The organism is Salsuginibacillus kocurii DSM 18087 (assembly GCF_000377705.1).
Taxonomy (GTDB): domain Bacteria; phylum Bacillota; class Bacilli; order Bacillales; family Marinococcaceae; genus Salsuginibacillus; species Salsuginibacillus kocurii.
Window position 1 is genome coordinate 183,492 of sequence record NZ_KB898623.1, and the last position, 22,688, is coordinate 206,179.

At 41.1% G+C, this 22,688-nt stretch carries 27 protein-coding genes; 11 read left to right on the plus strand and 16 right to left on the minus strand.

The window, feature by feature from the left end:
• Positions 1 to 38: 38 nt before the first annotated feature.
• Positions 39 to 959 (minus strand): MBL fold metallo-hydrolase, encoded by a 921-nt coding sequence (locus D469_RS19335; RefSeq protein WP_018921478.1) that lies wholly within the window; start codon positions 957 to 959, stop codon positions 39 to 41.
• A 266-nt stretch (positions 960 to 1,225) separates the two neighbouring features.
• Complete coding sequence (locus D469_RS0100955; RefSeq protein ID WP_018921479.1) at positions 1,226 to 1,465, minus strand: hypothetical protein; 240 nt, start codon at positions 1,463 to 1,465, stop codon at positions 1,226 to 1,228.
• A 164-nt stretch (positions 1,466 to 1,629) separates the two neighbouring features.
• Here D469_RS0100955 and D469_RS0100960 point away from each other — a divergent pair, with 164 nt between their 5' ends.
• A complete protein-coding gene (locus tag D469_RS0100960; protein ID WP_018921480.1) occupies positions 1,630 to 2,085 on the plus strand; it encodes a CotY/CotZ family spore coat protein in 456 nt (151 codons plus the stop codon).
• 15 nt (positions 2,086 to 2,100) lie between these two features.
• Here D469_RS0100960 and D469_RS0100965 read toward each other — a convergent pair whose 3' ends face one another.
• On the minus strand, positions 2,101 to 2,688 hold the full coding sequence (locus D469_RS0100965) for a CotO family spore coat protein (protein WP_169577104.1): 588 nt from the start codon (positions 2,686 to 2,688) through the stop codon (positions 2,101 to 2,103).
• Between the two features lie 195 nt (positions 2,689 to 2,883).
• Here D469_RS0100965 and D469_RS19340 point away from each other — a divergent pair, with 195 nt between their 5' ends.
• On the plus strand, positions 2,884 to 3,294 hold the full coding sequence (locus tag D469_RS19340; protein WP_018921482.1) for a hypothetical protein: 411 nt from the start codon (positions 2,884 to 2,886) through the stop codon (positions 3,292 to 3,294).
• 162 nt (positions 3,295 to 3,456) lie between these two features.
• Positions 3,457 to 3,843 (plus strand): hypothetical protein, encoded by a 387-nt coding sequence (locus D469_RS0100975; protein ID WP_026286045.1) that lies wholly within the window; start codon positions 3,457 to 3,459, stop codon positions 3,841 to 3,843.
• Between the two features lie 556 nt (positions 3,844 to 4,399).
• Here D469_RS0100975 and fabI read toward each other — a convergent pair.
• Complete coding sequence (fabI, locus tag D469_RS0100980; RefSeq protein WP_018921483.1) at positions 4,400 to 5,182, minus strand: enoyl-ACP reductase FabI; 783 nt, start codon at positions 5,180 to 5,182, stop codon at positions 4,400 to 4,402.
• Between the two features lie 157 nt (positions 5,183 to 5,339).
• On the opposite strand from fabI, the gene prpE reads away from it, so the two are divergent.
• Positions 5,340 to 6,131 carry a bis(5'-nucleosyl)-tetraphosphatase PrpE gene (gene prpE, locus D469_RS0100985; protein ID WP_018921484.1) on the plus strand — a complete coding sequence of 264 codons (792 nt, stop codon included), beginning with the start codon at positions 5,340 to 5,342 and terminating at the stop codon, positions 6,129 to 6,131.
• On the plus strand, positions 6,128 to 6,568 hold the full coding sequence (locus D469_RS0100990) for a hypothetical protein (RefSeq protein ID WP_018921485.1): 441 nt from the start codon (positions 6,128 to 6,130) through the stop codon (positions 6,566 to 6,568). The genes prpE and D469_RS0100990 overlap by 4 nt, the downstream gene beginning before the upstream one ends.
• A gap of 32 nt (positions 6,569 to 6,600) precedes the next feature.
• Here D469_RS0100990 and D469_RS0100995 read toward each other — a convergent pair whose 3' ends face one another.
• The 4 genes from D469_RS0100995 to D469_RS19345 all read right to left on the minus strand — a co-directional run bounded on the left by D469_RS0100995 (position 6,601) and on the right by D469_RS19345 (position 9,749).
• Positions 6,601 to 7,524, minus strand: coding sequence for an RluA family pseudouridine synthase (locus tag D469_RS0100995; protein WP_018921486.1), 924 nt, complete (start codon positions 7,522 to 7,524; stop codon positions 6,601 to 6,603).
• Positions 7,525 to 7,899: 375 nt separating this feature from the next.
• Positions 7,900 to 8,694 (minus strand): NAD kinase, encoded by a 795-nt coding sequence (locus tag D469_RS0101000; protein ID WP_018921487.1) that lies wholly within the window; start codon positions 8,692 to 8,694, stop codon positions 7,900 to 7,902.
• A gap of 22 nt (positions 8,695 to 8,716) precedes the next feature.
• Entirely contained in the window at positions 8,717 to 9,352 is a 636-nt protein-coding gene (yjbM, locus tag D469_RS0101005; RefSeq protein WP_018921488.1) for a GTP diphosphokinase, read from the minus strand.
• 13 nt (positions 9,353 to 9,365) lie between these two features.
• Positions 9,366 to 9,749, minus strand: coding sequence for a UPF0738 family protein (locus D469_RS19345; RefSeq protein ID WP_018921489.1), 384 nt, complete (start codon positions 9,747 to 9,749; stop codon positions 9,366 to 9,368).
• Positions 9,750 to 9,973: 224 nt separating this feature from the next.
• Here D469_RS19345 and D469_RS0101015 point away from each other — a divergent pair, with 224 nt between their 5' ends.
• The 5 genes from D469_RS0101015 to D469_RS21900 all read left to right on the plus strand — a co-directional run bounded on the left by D469_RS0101015 (position 9,974) and on the right by D469_RS21900 (position 13,055).
• Entirely contained in the window at positions 9,974 to 10,561 is a 588-nt protein-coding gene (locus D469_RS0101015; protein ID WP_018921490.1) for a CYTH domain-containing protein, read from the plus strand.
• A gap of 72 nt (positions 10,562 to 10,633) precedes the next feature.
• Entirely contained in the window at positions 10,634 to 11,329 is a 696-nt protein-coding gene (locus D469_RS22645) for a lytic transglycosylase domain-containing protein (protein WP_018921491.1), read from the plus strand.
• A 174-nt stretch (positions 11,330 to 11,503) separates the two neighbouring features.
• On the plus strand, positions 11,504 to 11,914 hold the full coding sequence (locus tag D469_RS0101025; RefSeq protein ID WP_156816873.1) for a globin domain-containing protein: 411 nt from the start codon (positions 11,504 to 11,506) through the stop codon (positions 11,912 to 11,914).
• Positions 11,911 to 12,813: a ClpXP adapter SpxH family protein gene (locus D469_RS0101030; protein WP_018921493.1), complete on the plus strand. Its 903-nt coding sequence runs from the start codon at positions 11,911 to 11,913 to the stop codon at positions 12,811 to 12,813. Before D469_RS0101025 ends, D469_RS0101030 begins: the two co-directional genes overlap by 4 nt.
• Before the next feature lie 65 nt (positions 12,814 to 12,878).
• A complete protein-coding gene (locus D469_RS21900) occupies positions 12,879 to 13,055 on the plus strand; it encodes a hypothetical protein (protein WP_018921494.1) in 177 nt (58 codons plus the stop codon).
• A 140-nt stretch (positions 13,056 to 13,195) separates the two neighbouring features.
• Here the strand turns inward: D469_RS21900 and pepF are convergent, their stop codons facing one another.
• From pepF to D469_RS0101075, 7 genes are all read right to left on the minus strand, one after another.
• Positions 13,196 to 15,019, minus strand: a complete 1,824-nt coding sequence (pepF, locus tag D469_RS0101040) for an oligoendopeptidase F (RefSeq protein WP_018921495.1) — start codon at positions 15,017 to 15,019, stop codon at positions 13,196 to 13,198.
• Between the two features lie 31 nt (positions 15,020 to 15,050).
• Positions 15,051 to 16,244: a competence protein CoiA gene (locus D469_RS0101045; RefSeq protein WP_018921496.1), complete on the minus strand. Its 1,194-nt coding sequence runs from the start codon at positions 16,242 to 16,244 to the stop codon at positions 15,051 to 15,053.
• 139 nt (positions 16,245 to 16,383) lie between these two features.
• Positions 16,384 to 17,055 carry an adaptor protein MecA gene (gene mecA / locus D469_RS0101050; protein ID WP_018921497.1) on the minus strand — a complete coding sequence of 224 codons (672 nt, stop codon included), beginning with the start codon at positions 17,053 to 17,055 and terminating at the stop codon, positions 16,384 to 16,386.
• Between the two features lie 337 nt (positions 17,056 to 17,392).
• Entirely contained in the window at positions 17,393 to 17,788 is a 396-nt protein-coding gene (gene spxA / locus D469_RS0101060) for a transcriptional regulator SpxA (RefSeq protein WP_018921499.1), read from the minus strand.
• A gap of 617 nt (positions 17,789 to 18,405) precedes the next feature.
• On the minus strand, positions 18,406 to 18,534 hold the full coding sequence (locus tag D469_RS22650; RefSeq protein ID WP_018921500.1) for a hypothetical protein: 129 nt from the start codon (positions 18,532 to 18,534) through the stop codon (positions 18,406 to 18,408).
• Positions 18,535 to 18,582: 48 nt separating this feature from the next.
• Positions 18,583 to 19,140 (minus strand): GNAT family N-acetyltransferase, encoded by a 558-nt coding sequence (locus tag D469_RS0101070; RefSeq protein ID WP_018921501.1) that lies wholly within the window; start codon positions 19,138 to 19,140, stop codon positions 18,583 to 18,585.
• Positions 19,141 to 19,321: 181 nt separating this feature from the next.
• Positions 19,322 to 20,524: a putative glycoside hydrolase gene (locus D469_RS0101075; RefSeq protein WP_018921502.1), complete on the minus strand. Its 1,203-nt coding sequence runs from the start codon at positions 20,522 to 20,524 to the stop codon at positions 19,322 to 19,324.
• 378 nt (positions 20,525 to 20,902) lie between these two features.
• Here D469_RS0101075 and D469_RS0101080 point away from each other — a divergent pair, with 378 nt between their 5' ends.
• A complete protein-coding gene (locus D469_RS0101080; RefSeq protein ID WP_018921503.1) occupies positions 20,903 to 21,439 on the plus strand; it encodes an HD domain-containing protein in 537 nt (178 codons plus the stop codon).
• 190 nt (positions 21,440 to 21,629) lie between these two features.
• On the opposite strand, the gene D469_RS0101085 is transcribed toward D469_RS0101080, so the two are convergent.
• Positions 21,630 to 22,502, minus strand: a complete 873-nt coding sequence (locus D469_RS0101085; protein ID WP_018921504.1) for an NAD(P)-dependent oxidoreductase — start codon at positions 22,500 to 22,502, stop codon at positions 21,630 to 21,632.
• Positions 22,503 to 22,688 lie beyond the last annotated feature (186 nt).

Here is a 22,688-nt window from a genome sequence, read left to right on the forward strand (position 1 = left end):
AAGCTTAACTTATTGTCCTGGTCGCTTAATCATTTAGTTCAACCCTTACAGCTGTTTTCTGTACCCTGTGCTGATTGAACACATAACTTTTGCTCGATAAATACCCACTCTGCTTCCTTACGGCGGACCAAGGCTGTTACATATGCCGTGACTGCTGTCCGATATAAGGCCCACTTAGGAAGGTTGTCGATTGTTACATTATATGCTGAGCACGTTGTAGCAATCACGTCGGTTAAAGGCAATGGAGACTGCTGTTGAATGAGATCTGCGATTGACTGATAAATAGCTTGATGTCGCTTTAAATTCATCTCCAAGGTTGTTGTGCCATCTGCTTCAAAGTCTCCATGTCCTGGTAATACTCCGACTCCGTTAGATACAGCAGCTTGGACTTGCTCGATTGACCGAATTGTTTCCTCATAATCGACAATAAATGGAATGGCATGTTTTTGAAGATATTCTTCGCCAAAATAACTATCGGCAGCATATAGAATGCCATCACACATGACCCCGACCTGTTCATGGCTGTGTCCCTTTAATGATAAAATCTCAACCGCCAGTGTACCAATAAAGCACCTCCCTTCTTCTACAGTTTCCTCTACCTTAATGGCAGGGCCTTCTAAAAATTTTGTCCGCAACTCAGCAGGTGGCTCATTACCTTGAAACAAATACAACGGTTCAAGCTTTGGAAACGATAATACTGCTTGTTCTAACGGAGGAGCTAACACAATAAGCTGATGCTGCTTAGCGAGCCAATCAGCCCCCCCAAAATGGTCGGCATGGGCATGAGTAATTAATAGATGCGTGAGCGGATACCCCCCCTCTGTGACCGCTTTAACTGCTTGTTTGGCCTGTCTTTTTTCCAATCCTGCATCAATAAGCAATCCTGTCTCACCGTCTGTAATATATCCAATATTGACGTTTCCTGCTATGTAATAACAGCTGGGCGTAAGTCGAATCATCCTGCTCCTGCTCCTTCCCTACATTTCTCCAATTCATCTTATATAACTGGTCATGTTAAACGTTAATCTTGCTTTTCGCTTCAAGCTGTTCACTTTTTGCAGGAGCATCGCACCTTCTGCTTTCAAAACTCTCCCTTACAAATGCCTAATAAACAAGTAGAACATCAGTGAGGTAAAATAGACTCCCATCCAATTTTGGAGTTTTCAGGTGAATATATATACTCTCAATAAAAAAGAACGCACCGTAGTACGTTCGACATTAGACTCTAAACCCCTGCATCAATTTCTCTTCCTTTATTTGTGATTTCCTGCTCGATTTCACGCCGCTTGTTTAATTTTTGCCAGTGCTCTTCGAACCGACCGTCATCCCGCTCATTTCTAAGGATGAAATTCATAAAACTGACATTTTCAGCTGGAGGAACGGGTTGAACCAGAGGCCTTTCTTTTTCAGCTCTTTGCCCATACTTTACCGCCGTTTCATTTTGCGTAGGTGGTACATAGCCCATTCGTTCACTCTCCTTTTTTATAAATTCTTTTATGAACAACTACCCTTTTTTCAATAAAATCAATCATGAAAGATTGACTCCCCAAGAATGGGTATTTCTTTGAACACGCATTGACGTTCACCTACATAGAATGTAGCGAATAACCAAAAAAGGAGTGAATTTGTGTGAGCTGTGGCAAAGATTTCAAAAGCGGTAACTGCGTTTGTGACGCCGTTCTAGCAATTCATGAAGCACAAAAAGCTGTTCAAAAGAAAGGCGAGTGTGTCAACAGCTGCTTTCAAAACTTATTAAAGCCTAATGGCAGACCTTTAGATACTACCCCTTTTATGTTAAAAGGAAAAGATGGTAAGCCATTCTGGGCAACAGGGGGCCTAACAGCAAAAACTGACATCCCATTTAACACAATCTTCTTCCGTGTAGAACATGTGGACGAAGACGATTGCTGTGCAACCTTGTCTTTACTAAGACCTGATCCGGCTATTGCATTTAAGGACAAATGCTGTGTGGACCCAGACTCCATTCTTGCTGTTACTTCGCTTGAAAGAACAGAGTTCTGTGTAGAAGTGGATCTTTCTTGCTTCTGTGCCATCCAGTGCTTGGACCCAGAGCTGGTCGGCTAACAATAGCTAAGCTATTTAACTGAACCTTTCAATATCAATTTCTTCCACATCTTCATAACGAAATGTTTTCATATGCGGAGCCATAAACAAATGGAGAGTAAACTCATTTTCATAAACGTCGCCTAGCAAACCGTAATAGTCTTCCCCATTTGAACGACAACGACAAACAGGAGCAGCACGTCGCATTAACCTAGATATAAAATCCACGCGTTCTTGAACATTTTGTTCAGCGTATGGCTTTCGTTTTCTCTGTTTTGGAAGAGAATCTTCTTCCTCATCGCCTTCCTTGACCAGAGTCTCGGGAGGCCTTCTTTTTTTTGAGTCTCCTTCTAGTTTATCGCTTACTCCGTTATTTCTATCATCTTCAGCTTTGTCGTCTAATAAGGTCCCCTCTTCTTCATCTATTTCTTCTTTGTGAGTTGTATTTCCTTCATTTTTAGTAGGTTTTTTTTGTTCTGTTTTATCTGCACGCTCACTAGTATTGGTATTGCTTTTTTTGTAAACAAAAGGCCGCTCCTTTGAAGTTGGTATCGCTTGCTCCTGTGGTTGATCAATATAGAAAAACGGGCGCTTTTTTGATTCCCGGTTGGATGATTTAGGCACAGCCATCCCTCCTCCTTAGTCTACTTCTATGCCTATGCCGTGCTTGTTTATTTATGATTATCTGCATGAAATGATTTGCAGTTGAGTAGGACAAGTTCATATTCTTTGCTGAGTTGGGGTAGAACGTTTTTTGCTGCTCCTTTTTTATTCATACCCATATGGACAAAGCATATTTTGTGGTGAGGTGATTTATTCATGCTTTGGCTTTTGCTTTCTTGTCATATGCTTATGCTTCTCCTAGCCTGGTTATTTCTTTTTAAAGAGAAACGGTTTATTAATTACCATTTAGGAATGAATGTGGCTATGGTTCCCACCGGTTTGTTCAGCCTTTCAGCTGGATTAATTTTACTCTCACTTTATCCAGAAGCATTCATTATGATTACTATCATAACCACATGTATTGGACTGGCTACTGGCATTTTTTTTGGGAGTTTGATTGATAAACAAGGAGCGTTAATGGGATTTAGCAGTGGAATCATGAGTGGAATAATGGCTCCGATGTTAGGAGCCATGGCCGCCGATATTTCACCGCTTCTCACCTTCAGCACTCTCTTATTTTTAACGGGGATGACTTGGCTTATTTTTCCTACGAATCGGAGAGCTTAGCTCAGGCAGAGTAAGGCAACTGCCCTTTTATAAAATGGGGATAAAGATCATCTCACCACTTCTTCTTCTTTTCATAGGCTATAGCAGATAGACAAAATCACGATGTTGGTGCTCATGATTTTAGCCTATGAAACATGGCCACATAAAAAAGGAGGTAGTGAGATGTATCCACCAGAGGAAGAATTCGAACGCCAGCAGGTGACCCCTCAACTGGTTCCACCTGTTGTTATTAACCGTTATATCAATCAGTGGATCACCACATATATTCCTGGCTATGGTCAAGTAATTGCTTATGTATTAGATTATAATCGGCGTACAGGGATGGTTTCACTTATCATTTACCCGAGACGTAGACGGCGAGGCCAGTACTTGCAAGTGCATTATAGTGATATGGTGGGAATCAGCCCATACTTTGGCCCCACACCAGGCCCTCGGCCAAGGCCCCCATTTGGACCAGGGCCTGGTCCGGGTCCAGGACCGGGTCCAGGACCGGGACCAGGACCGGGACCAGGAGGGTTCTGGCCGTGGTTGTGGCAGCATCTGTTTTAACGAATTCAGCAAGAATAAAAAGCAAAAAAGCCAACCGGAGTTTTTTCGGTTGGCTTTCACAAGTTTAGGGAGAGAAAGTCTTATCCCCCCGTTAGCAATTTCGCTATGATATTATTTTTCAGCTGATTAAAAAACTAGTGCCCTATCGTTTAAATAAGGCCAGACTTCTTTCAAAGTCACGAGTACCATAGAAAAACCTGATCTACTCCCTGCCACCTTAGCATATCGCTTGTGGGCTGGACCTGAGCGGCGCATGCACCCTCCTCGGCGGTGAAGAAGGGCCCTGCGCCAATGTTCAGGCGCCCTCCGCTTTTCTGTCCAGCTGCAAGCGGCAGGGGCTCGAGGTCAAAAGTCGCGCCCTTTCAAAGCCAAAAAGCGGCTTTGGCAGTGCTCGTCTTTTGCTTGACGCCCCTAACCGCCGCTTTCCGCTTTTCTTTGTCCAGCTTCGGCGTCTAGATGCTCGAGCTTTTCTTCTCCTGACTCCGAGTCGCAAAGCGCCGCTGCGCAGGCGCAGAAAAACCTGTCGCATCTGAACAAGACGCCTCCGCTTTTCTTTCTACATGCCGGTGATGTTGTAGCCTCCGTCTACGTGGATGAGTTCTCCTGTAATACCACGGGCTAGGTCGCTCATTAAAAAGAGTGCAGTGTCACCGACTTCTTCTTGTGTTACAGAGCGGCGAAGCGGGGCTTCTTCTTCCATTTTTTTCAACACATCATTGAAGCCGCCAATCCCCTTGGCTGCAAGTGTTCGAATAGGACCGGCCGAAATAGCGTTAACGCGAATGCCTTCCTTTCCTAAATCATTGGCTAAATAGCGGACACTTGCATCTAGAGAAGCTTTGGCTACTCCCATTACGTTGTAATTTTTCACAACTCGTTCTCCGCCTAAATACGTCATCGTAATAATGGATCCGCCATTTGCCATGACATCATGTTCTTGTATCGCTTTGGCTACCCCTGTTAAAGAATAAGCACTAATGTCATGAGCTAGGTGAAATCCTTCCCGGGTTGTGTTCAAATAGCCTCCTTCTAGCTCTTCTGCTTTTGCAAAAGCAATACAATGAGCCAATCCGTCAATTGTGCCCACTTCTTCTTTGATTTGCTTGAAGGTTTGATCGATTTCGCTATCGTCTGTAATATCACAAGGCAGAATCACGGAATCATCACGGTCCAATGTTTCTGCCAATTGTCTTACATTTCGTTCCAGGCGCTCACCAGCATATGTAAATACAAGCCGAGCTCCAGCCTTTGAAAGGCTTTGTGCTATGCCCCAGGCTATGCTTCGTTTATTAGCCACTCCCATGACTACATATGTTCGTCCTTCTAATGATAAGTTCATATTAAATTGCTCCCTTCGCTCTCGTCTTTGTATTAAGACCTGGTACCAATTGTATTATAGCATGGTTCTCCCGTCCAACCTATTCGTACTTTTGATTTTGTTCAGCTATTGTATTTTTGATATGCTTTGAGAATAAGAATAGAAGGAGTGAGCCGTGATGACATACGACTTCATCGGTGATATACATGGTTGTTTTGAGGAACTTGAAGCATTACTCCATACTCTTTCCTATCAAAAGTTTGAAGGAATATATCACCATCCTGAAGGAAGAATTCCAGTTTTCATTGGAGACTTGACTGACCGTGGTCCCGATTCTATCTCCGTTATGAAATTAGTAAGCCAAATGGTGTTAAAGGGAAAAGCAAAATATGTTCCGGGTAATCATTGTGACAAATTGTACCGCTACTTGCTTGGAAATAACGTCAAAATTACACACGGCCTAGAAACAACCGTGGCTGAACTTGAACAACTGTCTAAGCAAGATAAGCGCGAGGTAAGTCAGTCCTTTCGCAGATTATACAAAGATTCACCTCTTTATTTAGCGCTTGCAGATAAACAAGTCTATGCTGCTCACGCTGGTTTGCGGCGTACATACCAGGGACGCACAGATAAAGCGGTGAAAACCTTTGTCCTCTATGGTGACGTAACTGGGGAAAAGCATCCGGACGGCTCCCCCGTACGCCGTGACTGGGCCCGGCTTTATGATGGCGAGGCCTGGGTGGTATATGGACATACACCTGTGCTTCAGCCACGCGTGAAAAATCGTACTATCAACATTGATACTGGCTGTGTGTTTGGAGGTTCGCTTACTGCCTTCCGCTATCCGGAAATGGACATTCACTCGATTCCGTCAATGCAACCCTATCTCCCTGAAAAATTTAGTAAGTTTGCAGACTCAGATCCTCTCCCTACTACTAACGAATCGAACCCCGGAGGTAAAAAGATATGAAAGCTGTCCTGTTTTTAGTTACGCTATCAACCCTAATCGCCTGCACACCTGAGGCGGAGCTATCTGTAGATGAAGATGAAAGTACAATTTATTGGCATGAAGATGAGAATCTGCTCGCTTTTCATGTTGTTTTTACAAATCAAGCTTCCCTGCCGGCAGAAAATCATTATGCCGCTTTTCGAATTAATGATGAAGACCTTGCCGAAGCTGTCGGCGATGATTATTTACTATTAGAAACGGAGAGCGGTGATGGTGAACCCATGACCTTTGACTTAGATGGAGGAGATCGCTTTTTTGTTAATGAAACGCTTGGTTTAGCAGAAGATTCAGGTTTAACGACTGAACAAATTAAAGGCCAAGTTGAAGCTGTCCTCTTAAATGAAAATGATGAGGAAGTGTTTTCCTACACTTTGGCTAACATTAACGAAGAAAGTTAAGAAAGTCGCTTTTAAAAAAGGAGTGAGTCTGTCTACATCTCACTCCTCCTGTTTCGATCTACTTCCCCTTCTCCCAATAACACATTCATATCGGCAGGTAACGGAGCTTCTATTTCCAACCGTTCTCCTGATAAAGGATGAGTTAACTCTAAGCGCCATGCGTGTAATGCATGCCGTTTTATGAAATAATCATTTCCTCCATATAGTGAATCTCCGAGCAAGGGATAACCGGCATGCGCCATATGAACTCGAATCTGATGGGTTCGGCCGGTTGCTAGCTGAAAAGATACCAGGCTCCATTCTTTCCTTCTGCTTATACACTCATACTGGGTAAAAGCTTCTTTTCCATCTGTTCGAACACAATGTTCAATCAAACTATGTTCTGCTGGTCCAATCGGAGCAGTAAAGATGCCTCGATTTCCCGGAAACTCTCCCTCACAAAGCGCTAAATATGTTTTTTTTAGCTTAAGATCCAAATTATTTGCTTCCTGCAAGAAACAATGGCTGTAGCGGTGTTTGGCTACAATTTGGAGTCCGCTCGTATTTTTATCAAGGCGCCCGATGGGATGGAAGGATGCTTCCCAATTTTTCCAGATATACTCATAAAACACTGCGCTGGCGAGTGAAGGTTCAGCCTGGTTCCTTGATGGAATCGTAGGAAGGCCACTTGGTTTGTTAAGTATGAGAAGATGATCATCCTCATATAACACATTTAATGGCAGCGGCACTGGCCTTATCGATTCTGAACGGATTTCTCTCGGCAAATAAATCGCAATTTCATCGCCTTGAGCTATCGTTTTGCCGAGATACCCTCTTTCTCCATTTACCAACAAGCCATCTGCTTGTTTTAAAGCTGTTAACAGCCTACTGGAACAGCGTTTATGCTGTTTTAAAAACGTCTTAAGTGTAACGCCTTCCATCTCTTCTTCTACAATCCAACACCATTTAATCAACATATCTGTTCTCCAGGGTGACATATAGTTAAGGTAGTTTTTTAAACGATAGTATTACTAGCATTGCAAAAGGCCACAGGTTCATCAAACATTAGTTTAAACATTCAAATGGTGGCTTTAGTTCTTCGCTCCAGGCCGACGCTTTCACAAAAGCACAAGGGTGATATCTGCTTAGAGCGAGGTTGCGTTAGCGTCATTCACCACTTGAGACAGATTAGAGATAAATAAAAACCCATTCTTATACGATAAGCAGTTTTTGTGGCTCTTACTTTTTCTTCAGCCGGATTTGCCGCATTGTCTCATATGGTTTTGCTTCGCACTGTAGCTGCCTGACTCTTTCTTCAAGGTTTTGAGCAAAGAGAACAAGTTTGTAATTAATTAATCTCCAATAAATGATTCTTTGACACGCTGCCAAAATGGAAAAGGCCTGAATCGTGCAAATCGAATTTTTTCTTCGGCGACGCGGCATTGAATCGATTGAATGTTACGGTCCACCATTGAATAATGATCGACAGTTAACTGCATTTCCACATTATTTAAAGGCTTGAGCAAACACGTATGATGCTGAGGAAGCACCAGCGGCGACCCAATTGTACGATAGATCCGATTATTAATAGAAGCCATCTCTGCAACCTGCATGGATTCAAGAGACGGGTGTAATATTGCTCCTCCCAGTGCCTTGTTGTAAGCCGTGCTTCCAGATGGCGTAGAAATACACAAGCCATCACCTCGAAATGTTTCAAAAATCTCGCCTTTAATTTCAATATTGGATACGAGCGAGCCTTCCATTGTTTTTACAGTACATTCATTCAAGGCTAAATACCGGTCAGGCTCTTCTGCATCTAAATGGCGGACGACCACTTCCAACAGAGGATATTCCACTACTTGGAAAGGCGTTTTCGCAATATGGATAACCAAACGCTCCACTTCTTCAGGTTTCCAATCAGCGTAGAAGCCAAGGTGGCCTGTATGTATACCGACAAAAGAGGTTTCCTCTAAACGATGCAAATAACCGTGAAAAGCATGCAATAATGTGCCGTCCCCGCCTACACTAATCACAATCTCTGGTTCTTCTTCACTTTCTGTCAGGCCAAACTCGGTTAAATAATTACGAATTCGCTGACAGAGTGCGTCTGAAGTTTCATCTCCTCGTGATCTCACAAAGTAGTTCATCTTACCCTCCTACCATTATAGCTTAAGAATTTGAACGATTTTCAAACTGTTTACGCGTAATAATTTGCTGGGCTTCACGCACTTCATCTTGTATTTTAGACATTTCTTCGTCTAAATTAAACGCTGCTTCAGCTGCGCGCTGCAGACGACGTTGAATATCTTCAGGAATTTCACCGCTATATTTATAATTAAGTGAATGCTCAATAGTAGCCCAAAAGTTCATAGCAAGGGTACGAATCTGTATCTCTACAAATACATACTTCGTCCCTTCAATCGTATGAACAGGATATTGAATAACCATATGATAAGAACGATAGCCGCTATCCTTTTTTTCTTTGATATAATCCCGTTCTTCAATGACTGTAAAATCAGTGCGGTCATGAATCATTTCTACTATTGTATCTATATCGGTAACAAATTGGCATACAAGCCGGATACCGGAAATGTCGGTAATCTCTTCTTCGAGCTGGTCCATTGTTATTTGTTTTCTATTTACTTTTTCAATAATACTTACAATCGGTTTAACCCGCCCTGTAACAAACTCAATCGGTGTATGTTTAGAAGACATTGTATATTGTTCGCGAAGACCTTTCATTTTAACCTTTAATTCTTCCACCGCTTGTTTATAGGGAGCAAGGTAAACTTCCCAATTACTCATGATCCCACCTCGTTCAATTCGCCTGTGATTCAGGAAATGCCTGTGCCACCACGTGTTCAAAGTCTTCCCCGTAGTTATTGTTTCCGGGAATGTTTTCTAATAAAAAGTCGAGTTCACTATGAAAGCTTGTTAACTCAATCTCTGGTGCTTCTGCTAATACAACAGGAAGCCGTTCTTTTCTCGCTTCATTTAACACCGGCCAAGTATGTTCAGCAAAACGTACTTGAGTAAACATACCACCTTGATCAACAATATAGACAAAAGCAAAGTCATTAGAATCGGTTAAGAGACGTTCAGTAGGAGTGATCTCTTTAAGCTCTTGCTTGCTTTTGTCTTTTAAATAAAGGCGAACCGCTTGTTCATTTATTTCAGCGTGTTCAACATGCATAACTGTCATAACAAAATCACCTCTAGTAGTATTCGATAGTTCACGATGTTTCCCTTCTATTCAAGAAGTATCACATGTGGCATAATAACTTCCAGTTAGTATTCTTCCGTTTGATAATAGCTGCATCTCCCCCCCAATGTCAGTTATACGAAACGATATAGGGTATGAGAGTCACTGACTTAAATACTAACGAAGCCAGGAAATAAAGCACCTATAAAAAAGGAGGTAATAACATGTCTGAAGAACTTGAAATCGAAGGGAAAAATTTAGTTACAGCTGCTGAATTTGAATCGCTTCTCTCTTATTTTAATAAAGGATGGAACGATTTCGTTACCCAGCGCAATCACTATTTTGACACAGCTGATTTCCAATTAAAAGAGAAAGGGTGCGCTCTCCGCATTCGAGAAAAAAATAGTACGCACACTTTAACTCTAAAGCGTCCTCATGCAGAAGGGCTGCTAGAAATACACCAATCTCTTTCAGAAACAGAAATGGCTCAGGCCTTGTCAAAGGGCCCATTACCAGCGGGAACAGTAGCAGAGCAACTATCCAATAACCTGCAGCTCTCTCCTGAGAATTGCCTGTACCTAGGCACACTTGAAACGAAACGTGTAGAAGTTGCTGCTTTTGACGGCCTTTTCGCCTTAGATTATAGCACGTACTTAGGAACGGATGATTATGAAATTGAATTTGAAGGCACTTCGCGCGCTCACGTCAACCAGATCTTAAACGATCTGTTCGAACGTTACGAAATCCCCAGCCGTGAAACGCCAAACAAAGTGAAGCGCTTCTTTACAAGGAAGAAAGAAATTACGTCTTAGTGACTATTAGCAATTGTCGGTTTCTCTTCCTTTTGGTATAGTTACAGTACTACTTTTATTGAGGTGACTTGAATGAACGAGAGCCTTTGGAGCTCATCTCTCTTTTCCCCTATTGGCCAAAAACTCCCTCTTGCTGGGACAAACTCTAATCAGTCTACGTCTTTGAATGATCAAGCTTCGTCCTTATTTGCTGCTTACTTGCAACATGCTTTTGCAGGACCATCTTCAACCTGGATGGCCGAAGATACTAGCACAGCCAAGATGAAAGACTCCTTATATCTACATCCCGAGCTGCATGATCCAGCCTTTCAGACGGCAGCGTTTTCGCAAGAAATGGAAGCTGTCCCGGCAGCTGGTACTTCTGAAGCTGACGACCTTCCAAATTCAGCGGCATATAAAGAGTTAATAGAAGAAGCTGGTGCAAAATATGATGTCGATCCCTCCCTTATCTATGCGGTAATGAAACAAGAATCTAATTTTAATCCAGATGCAAAAAGCCATGCGGGCGCGATGGGCTTAATGCAGCTAATGCCCGGCACCTCAACTTGGCTAGGCGTAAATGACCCTTACGATCCGAAAGAGAATATAGAAGGCGGAACCAAATACCTGCGTGATATGTTAGACCGTTACAACGGTAATACAGAGCTGGCCTTGGCTGCCTATAATGCTGGTCCTGGCAACGTCGACAAACACGGTGGCATTCCACCATTTCAAGAAACTGAACATTATGTCCCTACAGTAATGGGTACGTATCGATCGTTTGCATAAAACGATCGATTTTTTTTATACCTGGATTTACTCGGAAAAGCAATCTTCTTCATTCTTTATCGCTTAAGTGATCTAATGTTGCTGGAATCAAAATGCTTGCATGGAGTGTAAAGCATGTCATATGATGTATCATAGTCAATAGCTTCATTAATTATATGCATGTAAGGAGTTCAAATTATGAGTAGACCATCCCTCCCTTTTGAAGAGGTAGGTGGAGAAGAGATCATTCATGAACTCGTTGAAGCATTTTACGCACGAGTTCAACAACATCCAGATCTTGCCCCAATCTTTCCAGCCGACTTAACAGAAACCGCTCGTAAACAAAAGCAGTTTTTAACTCAATTTTTTGGTGGGCCTTCTTACTATACGGAGGAACATGGTCACCCTATGCTTAGAGCTCGACATATGCCTTTTGAGATCACACCTAAACGAGCAGAAGCTTGGCTCTGGTGTATGGACCAAGCAATGGATGAAATAGATATCCCTCCTGCAATGAAAGAAGCAATGCTGGAGCGCCTCACGCTCACTGCTCATCATATGGTAAACTCCCAAAACGATGAGAATAAAGAGAGTGATCGTTCATGAGCGAAGATAAGCACTATTTATTTTGTGATAACGAAACCGGAACGTGCGACGGGCTTCCAATTAACGCCAAAAAAGTGGAACTTTATGTATTCACTGACCCTCTCTGCCCTGAGTGCTGGGCTTTTGAACCTAAATTGAAAAAATTAAAAATGGAATACGGTCATTATTTAACGATTCGTTTTTTTGTTGCTGGCCATTTACAAACATGGAACATATGTGAGCAAACAGAATCGTATACCACCCAAAAGCAAAAAGATCTGGCTTCTCAATGGGAAGAGACTGGTAGCAGAACAGGGATGTCCTGCGATGGAGATTTGTGGCTTGAAGATCCTATATCATCTGCGTGCGTACCTTCCCTGGCCATAAAAGCTGCGGAGATGCAAGGACGTCAACTTGCCACCATTTTTCTTAGAAAGCTGCGAGAAGCTCTGTTTTTAAATAAACGAAACATTGAAAAAGAACAGGAACTTCTGCTTTGTGCTGAAAACGCAGGGCTGGACCTAGAGGAATTTAAAAAAGATCTTCATTCTAACGGGGCAATAAAAGCATTACAATGTGATATGAGGACAACAAGAGAGATGGAGGTTGAAAAAGCACCTACGTTTGTTTTTTTTAATGATTGTATTGAAGATGCTGGTTTAAAAGTGTGCGGTTTGTATGATTATGCAGTGTATGTAAACATTTTGTCTGAGTTAGTCGGCGAGCATCTCTATGCAGAAGATAAAGTAGACCTGCCTGACTTTCTTAAACAATACAAATATGTGGCCACAACCGAAGTAGCTGAAGTTTACGATTTAAGCATTAACGAAGCCGAGTGCAAATTAAAACAACTGCAGCTTCAACAGAAAGTAGAAAAAGTACCCGTGAAATACGGGACGTTTTGGCGCTATCTTGACTAAATGACTAAAGCCGGCTTTGAGCCATATTTAGTCCTACCATCTACCATCTGTCAGGAGGAATCGGCATGCCTCGTTGGATGATAGCACTCATCGGTGGAACAGCTATCCTTGCCAGTTTCATAGCATTCATCCTTGGATTAATGTACTTTATCCCTGTTTGGATTGGTTCAGTCGCTTTATTTCTATCAATCTTATGGACGGTTTACAAATGGAACGAAAGTAAACGGTTCAAAGGTTTTTAACGTACCGCTCATTCCTCCCATCGGACAACAGATCATAAATTAAGTACCTTTTGCTTGTATAACGTCTTTATTTTCCCTATATGTTTTTGATTTTTAAAAGAGGGTCTCGCCAATAACAGGGAGACCCTCTTTTCTATTATTTATTTCTCCTCGTTTAGTAAGTTTTCCATTTCATCTAAGGTTTTCGCAAATACATTCATCGCTTCTTGAATTGGTTCTTTTGAAGTCATATCAACACCGGCTTTTTTCAACAGCTCAATCGAATAATCTGAGCTCCCAGAAGATATAAAATCTAAATAACGCTTAACGGCCGGTTCTCCTTCTTCAAGAATTTGATTCGATAGAGCTGTAGCAGCACTAAAGCCTGTCGCATATTGGTAGACATAGAAATTCATATAGAAATGGGGGATGCGAGCCCACTCTCTTGCGATCTCATCACTAACATGCAGGCCTTCACCGAAATATTTTTCGTTCAGTTCATAATACCAGGCATTTAGCCGTTCTGGAGTTAATGGTTCTCCTTCTCCAGCTTTTTTATGAATCAGCTGTTCAAATTCAGCAAACATTGTCTGGCGAAAGACAGTGCCGCGAAAATCCTCTAAAAAATGATTTAACAAATACATTTTTTCTTTGCGGTCATCCGTCTTTTGTAACATATGTTGATTTAACAGCATCTCATTTAAGGTGGAGGCTACTTCAGCCACAAAGATGGTATAATTCGCATAAGGATAGGGTTGCTTTTCTTTCGTATAATAACTGTGTAGTGAATGACCCAATTCATGGGCAAGGGTAAAAAGGTTATTGAGATCATCCTGCCAATTCATCAAAATATAAGGCATGGTTCCATAAGCACCAGATGAGTAAGCTCCGCTCCTTTTCCCCACATTTTCATACACATCAATCCAGCGGTTTCTAAACCCTTCTTTTACGCGTTCACGATATGTTTCTCCTAAAGGCTCCACCCCTTTAAGCACCAGTTCTTGAGCTTCTTCATAGCTTACTTCCATGTCTACATCTTGAACAAGGGGGGTGTATAGATCATAGCTGTGCAACTCTTCTACCCCTAACACTTTTTTCCGTAGTTCAACGTAGCGGTGAAGCAAGTGCAAGTTTTCATTCACTGTTTCCACTAACTGGTCATAAACCGTTTCAGGAATATGGTTTTTACTTAAAGCAGCCTGGCGGGCAGACTCATAATTCCTAACATTTGCATAAAATAAATTGCGTTTTACCTGACCACTTAATGTACCTGCAAACGTATTTTCATATGCGGCATATGTTTCATACATTGCTTCAAAAGCTTCTTTGCGCACGCGCCGGTCAGAACTTCGTAGAAAGCCAAGAAAACGTCCATGTGTCACTTGGACTTCTTCTCCATTCTCATCCGTAATATAGGGAAAGGTTAAATCAGCATTATTTAATAAGCCGAACGTATTACCGGGCACCGCTCCTACTTCCCTGCTTTGGGCCAAAATAGACTCTTCGGCTTCAGAGAGAACGTGATCACGTTGTTTGTTAACTTTTTCTAAGAAATGTTCATACAACTTCAAGCCCTCATGCTCTTTAATAAAAGATTGAAGCGTTTGTTCAGATATACTCAAAATTTCAGGGACAATAAACGATGTTTGTTGACCTGCTTGACTTGCTAAATTTTGAGCTCGGTCGTCCAACCCCTGATAGTAAGAATTTCCTGTATCCTGGTCAGACCGCATATGGGCATATGTGGCTAACCGCCCTAACCTTTCACTTAGCTCATCTTCGAGGGATAATGCTTTATAAAGGTTTTCCGAACTCTCAGCGAGAATGCCTTTAAATGCTTGAATATCGGGCAGACGGTTCTTCACCTCTTGAAACTCTTTCTCCCAATTTTCATCTACTGGGAAAATATCCTCTAAATTCCACGTAAATTCAACAGGTACTTCTTCACGCTTTGGAAGCGTTTTATTCTTCGTACTACCTGCCATTTACTCACCTCCTATAGCATTCATTTCCATTTTACATGAACTCTTTCGATTTAGGAATGAAATTTACCTGCTTCTTGTACATGACAGCTAACTGCTGATCCCGTTGAAAGCCTTCCTCTAAACTCTCAGGAAGCCTCAACGCCTTTTTCCAGCTGATCTTTCTTCCACTTATCGTTACAAGCCCGAAAGTTTTTAATACATGCAAATATTCATGACATAGCTGATTAAAGCAAAAAGACACCATCGGGAGCGACCTTACTTTTATTGTTTCCATCTGAACAAACTGCTTGATCATTTCTACTACATGCTCTACATAAAAATCTGTCCCAGGCGTGAACCGTTCAATTAGTTTAAAGAGCAGAAGGGATTGCCATATATAGCTTGAGGTAAGGATAGGAAAAGCAGATTGAAGGGGCCAACCGACTTCCGGCGGGAAATAAGGAAAGGAGCGTTTATAAGAAGCGAATAACTGTTGAAGCTCAAATGGTTGATCCCGGAGATTATTACGTCCAAATCTTATGTTTTTACGGTGTCGCAGCCAGTCAATAAAGGGAAACGTTGGAAACAGCGGGGAAGGCTGTAATAAACCAGAGACTGTTAGCTTATTCATGGGAATAGTAATACTTTTAGAAAATGCTTTATTCTTAGAGAGGGGATATGAAACATGGAGATTAAAAAATAACTCGGAGGAAGGGTTAAAATAATATAGGTGGGGCAGCGCTTGGACATCAGTTTGTCTAAGAGCACTCCACGCAAAACTTCCAATCGAAACAAAAGAAGTGCTGGGGCGCCGCGGGTAATGATGATGGCTGAATATCCAGACCGGATAAATGTCTTGTTTAAGGTAATCCAAGGTCCGTTCTGTTAAATCTTGCGCAGGCAACGTAGAACATTGAAATTCAATCGCAACTTTGCCCTGAGAAGTAAGCAGAAAAATGTCTGGCTGTCTTTGAATCGTCGGTAAATACTTTTCTAGAGAAACCTCATAACCATGGTTCTTCACCCACTTATATAACTTTATTTTTCCCTCCATATGCTCTTTCGTTTCTGGTTCACCTTGAATTAAACAAAGAGAGCTTTTGTTATGGGCAAAATGCGGACGAATAATGGCCCCCTTTTTTAAATGTACAGGATGCTCGCAGGCCGGGCAATAAAGCGATTCGGTCAATAATGGCTCATCTAAAGCATTTACATATTGTTTATTTTTTGTAATTGCAATGAACAAAAGCATCCTCCTTTTAATAAAATATGGCATAAAGAGTGTAAAAAGGGTAATTAGAAAATGGGGGGAGTAGAAGGGGATAAAGGTAAAAAAAGAACGACCGCAAAATGTGCAGCAGTCGTTCTCAGCGAAAACCATATACTTAGGTGTGGAAATGTTGACTTAACGTCCGTAACCCGTTTTCGCCTACGACCGTAGTACCATACTCACGAATGCGATGAATGGAGATATCAGACTCATCACCAAATTCAAGTACACGGCTCAGCATATTATCTTGCTCGTCCTCAGAATAGTAATCGTCAAACGCAATATAAAGATAATACGTACCATCAAAATGGTAAATTTCATTTTGAACTTGCTCTAGCGTAAAGGACTGACTTAAGAAGAGAAGATCTTCAAGGTCTTCAAAAGCCACGACTAATTCAAGATCTTCACTTTGACTTGATCCTTGATTTTGCTGTTCTTTATTTCCTTTTCGAAATTGCTCATCTAGCATATCGACAATATTATCATCAACTGGAGTCTCGTCATTTTGGTCCTGAACTGGAATTTCAAGTTTCACATTCCCATCCGAGATTTGCCCCCGGGTAACTACCATTTCCAGCCCTTTTTCAAGTGCTTGAACCTGAATCCATAACGGGCCTTCTATCTCAAAGTTCTCATGATCATGAGCTTCATTCATCATATCAAATAAAAGCTCTTCACCTCGTTCACGGTTATACCAAATTTCATCACGATCAAAGCCACGATCTTCAATGTCTTTGTACGTAATGAAAAATTTCAGCGTTGAGTCGTTAATTCTCTCTATTTCCACAGTGTCTCCCTCCCAGAAGGTAAGGTGGAATGCAGGGATTACTTAGCCCATTCGATTTACCTAAAGATTGCTTGTTGTTTATTATGGTAAGTTACCTACTTTTATTTTATACGATTCCCGTTAGCTTGTTAAGGATAACCGTATAAAAAGTGTGGAATTTTTGTTCGACAGTTCATGCACTTTCCACTTCGTTAAATTAACATTTTGAAGGTAACACCTTATTCTGTCAACCCCATGCACATTACTACCTTCTTCAATACGGATCTTATTTTCAATCAGCTTCTTTAAATGAGAAAAACTCCTACTGTAAATTTCATAGTAGAAGTTTTTCTCACCTTTAATTAACAAGCTTTTGCGCCTCTTGCAAATGGTACGTTCGAACTTGCCGCGGTAGGAACCGACGGATTTCCGCTTCATTATATCCTACTTGCAGACGTTTATCATCAAATATAATCGGGCGTCGCAACAGCCCTGGATGCTCACTGATTAAATTGAACAAATCTTGTAGAGGCATCGCATCTAGGTCTTGATCTAAATCTTGATAAACTTTGGAACGTTTTGAGATAATTTCATCCGTTCCATCTTCAGTCATCCGAATCACTTGTTTGACTTCTTCTACAGTTAATGGTTCTGCGAACACATTGCGTTCGTTAAATTCAATCTCATATTCTTCAAGCCAACTTTTGGCTTTTCGACAAGATGTACAACTCGGAGATGTTAACAAGGTAACCATGATAAAATTTCTCCTTTCAATACTCGATGCGCCTCTAATTCCTTATACCTTCTTTTGTCACAAGTTAAGTATACAATAATAATTCTAATTTGGGTAGAGTTATAAAAAATTTACCAGAGGTGTTCACAATATTGTATAACATTTGACTTCTTCAATACATGAGTCTTTAACCGCTTTGATTGATATTTAAACACGGTTTTAAGAAAACGGAATTTTCGGAAAACATTTGCACGATAAGTCAGTCTTCAGCAAAAGTCCTTTGCCAACAGGAGTCCCATATTCCGGGTACTGACTATTTTTCGTACCCTAAACTGCCCTGTAGTTACTGCCCAAGTTACTCCACCTAGAATGTTTCATTAATCATACAGTCGCTGTAGTTATTTATGCCTTCCTTCTTTCGACAGCATTAATAAATTGAACTGTCATTACTTAAATGCCTTACTATACAACCGCAGCCCTAGCTCATAATGAAAACTTGGCAAAGCCAAGCCTACGGCGTAGGCTGAGTCTTAGTTAAACTTTTACTGTTTCCTTCAAATACCTATACATTCTTAGGGTGAAAAAAGAGCCCTACCTAAGTGGTCGGCTCTTTTTGCAGTCTAAGCCTAAAAGTCAGCTTATTTCCCTGCTGTGGCTGGGCCCTTATGCGGACTGGGGACACCTTTTAAATCTTTTACATTTTTCTTTAACAAATCACGCATGACTTCTCGTTTCTTTCGTAATTTTTGTTTTTGTTTGTTTTTCATTTCTCATCCCTCCTCATTTTATTAGTTAAAGAAGGATATACGAACATGTTATGATTTTACTTCTTCGCTATCAAAAGTTAATACTCGGTCCACATCTTCATATGATGCTCCGTAAAATTCTACATCCTTATAGGTGTGGATTTCTTCATAGGTTTGTTTCATTTTCTCATATATGCTTTCTTCTGCTTCATCTGTAGGAGACCAAAATAAAATTTCTAGGACATTTTGGTCATTAGTTGCTAGTGAACGACGTCTGTATCCGATTGATTTAGCGTGCGTAAATCCTTCTCGTTCATAAAAATTCAAGCGTTTATACGTGTCAGAATCTTCATAATCGAGCGGCTCCACTTCCAAAATAATCGGCTTTTCCTTTTCCTTTAGTTTGCTTATTAGCTTATGCCCTAACCCTTGGCCACGGGCCTCAGTAGAGACGAACAGGTAATCAATAAAAGTGAAATGAGGTGTTTCAGCATACATCATGACGTGATGAGGCCCTTCATCTTTATGGTAGAGGTCACTCTTTTCTTTGAGTAACGTCTCCATATGCTCCTTTGACTTCATTTCTTCCACAGGAAAATATTCACTTAACTTATCATACCAGTTCATCTTGTATTATAACCTCCAATATGCTTCTACCCTTATTATAAGAAACTAGCCGCTTTTTGAAAATGGTTGTTACTCTCATTTTGCTACGATATGCGTCTACTATACATCATGTTGACAAATTATCCTGCAAATAAAAAAGCTTTTCCCGTTCTTCGCGGGAAAAGCTCCTCTTCTTATGCTTCTAATCAAGTGGCGTGTAGTCAACGCCTTCAGAGTAATTATTTGAAGCGTTCCATAATAAAAACTCATCGACCCCTTCTTCATTAAATGCCCGAATTTGCTTTTCTACTTCTTCAGCCCCGTATTCACGGTAATTCCCTTCGCCCAGGTATGGAGCCGTAAAATCCTGCAGCCATGGACGGCTGGTTGGAGGGTCATCTGCCTCCTCAAGAATTTCATTTTCTAACTTAGCATATTCTTTGGTCACTTCATACGGATGTAAATCAGGGTTGTCATAACCAAAATGAGCCGTCCAATGACTTGGATACGGCATCGAGGAAATAACGTCTACCTCCTCTGCCATTTCAGCGAAATTCTGACCAATACCTGGCGCTTCTTCAAGCGTTGCTGTATAACCGAATATATCTGCAGACACATCCACATCATAAGGCTCAAGTTCTTCTTTAGCTTCTGCTAAAAAATCATTGATTGCATTCACTCTTGCGCGTACATTGTCTTCTTCTTCTTCATAATTACCACGGGAATAATCTAAGTCTTCATCCCTTGTTTCAAATCCTTCCGGAAAACGCACGTAATCAAACTGAATATCTTCAAAGCCCATCTCAGCTGCTTTTTTTGCCACTTCTATATTATATTCCCATACTTCTTCCATCAATGGATTGACAAAGGCTTCTCCACGTGAGTTTTTCCAAACTTCTCCATTATCAGTAAAAGACCATTCTGGCTTTTCTTCGGCTAATAAGGTGTCTTTAAATGCAACAATTCGAGCAATAGGATAGATTTCATTCTCTTCTAATGTTTCCATCATTTCTTCTGGGTCAGATATCATGTTTTGGCTCATATCGTAATATGGATCGTCTTCGTCAGGCCTAAAGGTTATATACCCCTCATCTTCTTTAATATCGATAACCATTGCGTTCAGATCCGTTTCATTAGTGAGCTCCACTAATTCATCAAACTTGCTCCCGCCGGCAGAATGGCCTGTGACAAATATACCTCGCACCGCATCAGGATATTCAAAATCATAACCAGAATCATATGTAAAACGTGACATGTCTTCAGGCACTTCCCGATCATTATTTTCAACTTGTTTATAAGAATGAGCAGAAGCAACTAATTCCTCATTAGCTTCTGCGTAAGGAACACTAACTATGATGCCTGTCGCAAAAGTCGCTAACAGAAGTGATGAAGTGAATCTTTTCATTATATTTCTATCCCTTCTATATATGTTCATGTTGAAAAATCTCAAGTTCTTCCAAAATCAATTATACAAGTGATAATACCTCACACCAACCATTTTTTAAGAAAAACTTAAATTCCTCTGCCAGCCTCACGTTACTCTGGTTCTTATTCAAATAATGCGGTATACGAACTGACAACGCCCTCATAGCCAGTGGAAAGCAACATGCTCTTCACTTCACTGTCATAGTGTTTAAAGATATGCTTTTTCGGGCAGTTACATGACTATATAAATGTACTATAGGCGTTTATATGTGAGTAAAATGCAGCTTGCATTCGCTTTTCCAACTGTTTATAATTGTAGAAATATACCTTTTTGATGGTATTAAAGGAGGTTTGTTTTATGCGAAAGGTTACCTTAACCGAATTGTTCAGCCACCCGATCACCCAGAAATATGTGAAACGTGCAGGGTTAGCACATGCTATTTCTACAGCCTACCATGCTTTCCGGTTAGCAAAAGAAAACGGAGTTAACCCTGATCTCGCCACGAAGGCTGCGTTTTTGCATGATATGGGTCATTACACTTGGTACCGAAATGGAAAGTGGGATTTTGAGTTGTATAAACAAAATGATATCCATGCGATTAAAGGAGCCGAACGAGCTCATAAATTATTAGTACGCTGCGGTGAAGACTTAAAAGTCGCTAAAGAAGTATCGTTAGCTGTTCTCTTGCATACTGATTCCTACTTGCCAGATGAAAATGTTAACCGCACCCCCCTTCAACAAGTCGTTAAAGAGGCCGATGAACTCGACGAGGAACCAGATGGAAAACACCATTACCGGGAAATATCAGATGAGCTAGCACACAAAAAATTAAATGACCTTGATGAGAAAATCAATCAGGCCATGCTCGAACGGCCTCTGTCGTCCTCTAGCTGATAAAACATGCTCTTACTTAGACAGAGCATGTTTTATTATGTAACTGAAAGTAACAACGACCTTTCGATCCCCTTCGACCTTCCTTTCCCTCTTTTCTTTCCATTCAATCCTTTTTCAATAAACTATTTTATCTCGGCCTGGCCCTCGTCCTTACTTCTAGAAGCAGACCAGAAATTAATGCACAGCTTGTTCACTGTTTATTGATAAATTTGTACATCGCACTCATATCTTTCTTTTTCAAATCTGAATGCGCAGCTTGTTCAAATTGTGAGGTCACTTGGCGGCCAATAGTTAGCGGAGTATCACTTTCTTCTGCCATTTCTCGCACCAAGTCTAAGTCTTTGAACAATAACTCAATTGCAAAGCCTCCATCAAATTGATCTTTTGCAATAAAGTTCGGATAATGTCTGTCATAAAGTTTACTTTGCGCAAAACTCTGGCTCAATATTTCATAAACAAGTTCCGGGTCTACGCCTGATTGTTCTGCTAACCCAACACCTTCAGCAACTGCTAAGGTATGCATGCCCACCATATATTGATTTAGAAGCTTTACTTTTGTGCCGCTGCCGGCAGCCCCTGTATGGAAAATTTGTTCCCCTACACTTTTAAACAATGAATATAACTGGGAAAAAACCTCTTTTTCTCCTCCAACCATTACTGTTAATGTTCCCGCTTCTGCACCAGTTGTGCCTCCGCTCACTGGAGCATCGACAAAATGTATATTTCTTTGGTGACACACTTGATACAAGTGTTCTGCTAACTTTGGAGAAATCGTACTAAAATCAACAATGTACAACCCTTCTTTTGCATGGTTTAAAATGCCGTCCTCCCCTAATACCATCCTTTCTACATCTTCTGGTTTTGGGAGACATAGACAAATCACATCTTCTGTTTCAGCTAACTGAGCAACAGAGTAGCCTACTTTACCTCCAACTTCTGAAAACCCTTGTTCTTTCCCTTTTGAACGGTTAAAACCTGTCACTACATATCCCTCTGCCATCATATTCTTTGCCATCGGCATGCCCATATTCCCTAAACCAATAAATCCAACATTTTTCATCATTACAACCTACCTTTCGTCAACAATTAAAATTAAGCGAAACATATGCACGCTTAGTAGTAGATTAGATTTATTCCCTTCGTTTTCCTGCCTAAAGTCCCTCTTCGTTAAATGGGCCTGTTTCGTTGACCCTTAAAAGAGGTGGTGATACTCTAATCAGAGCAATTATGTCGTTCATTACATGTCGGA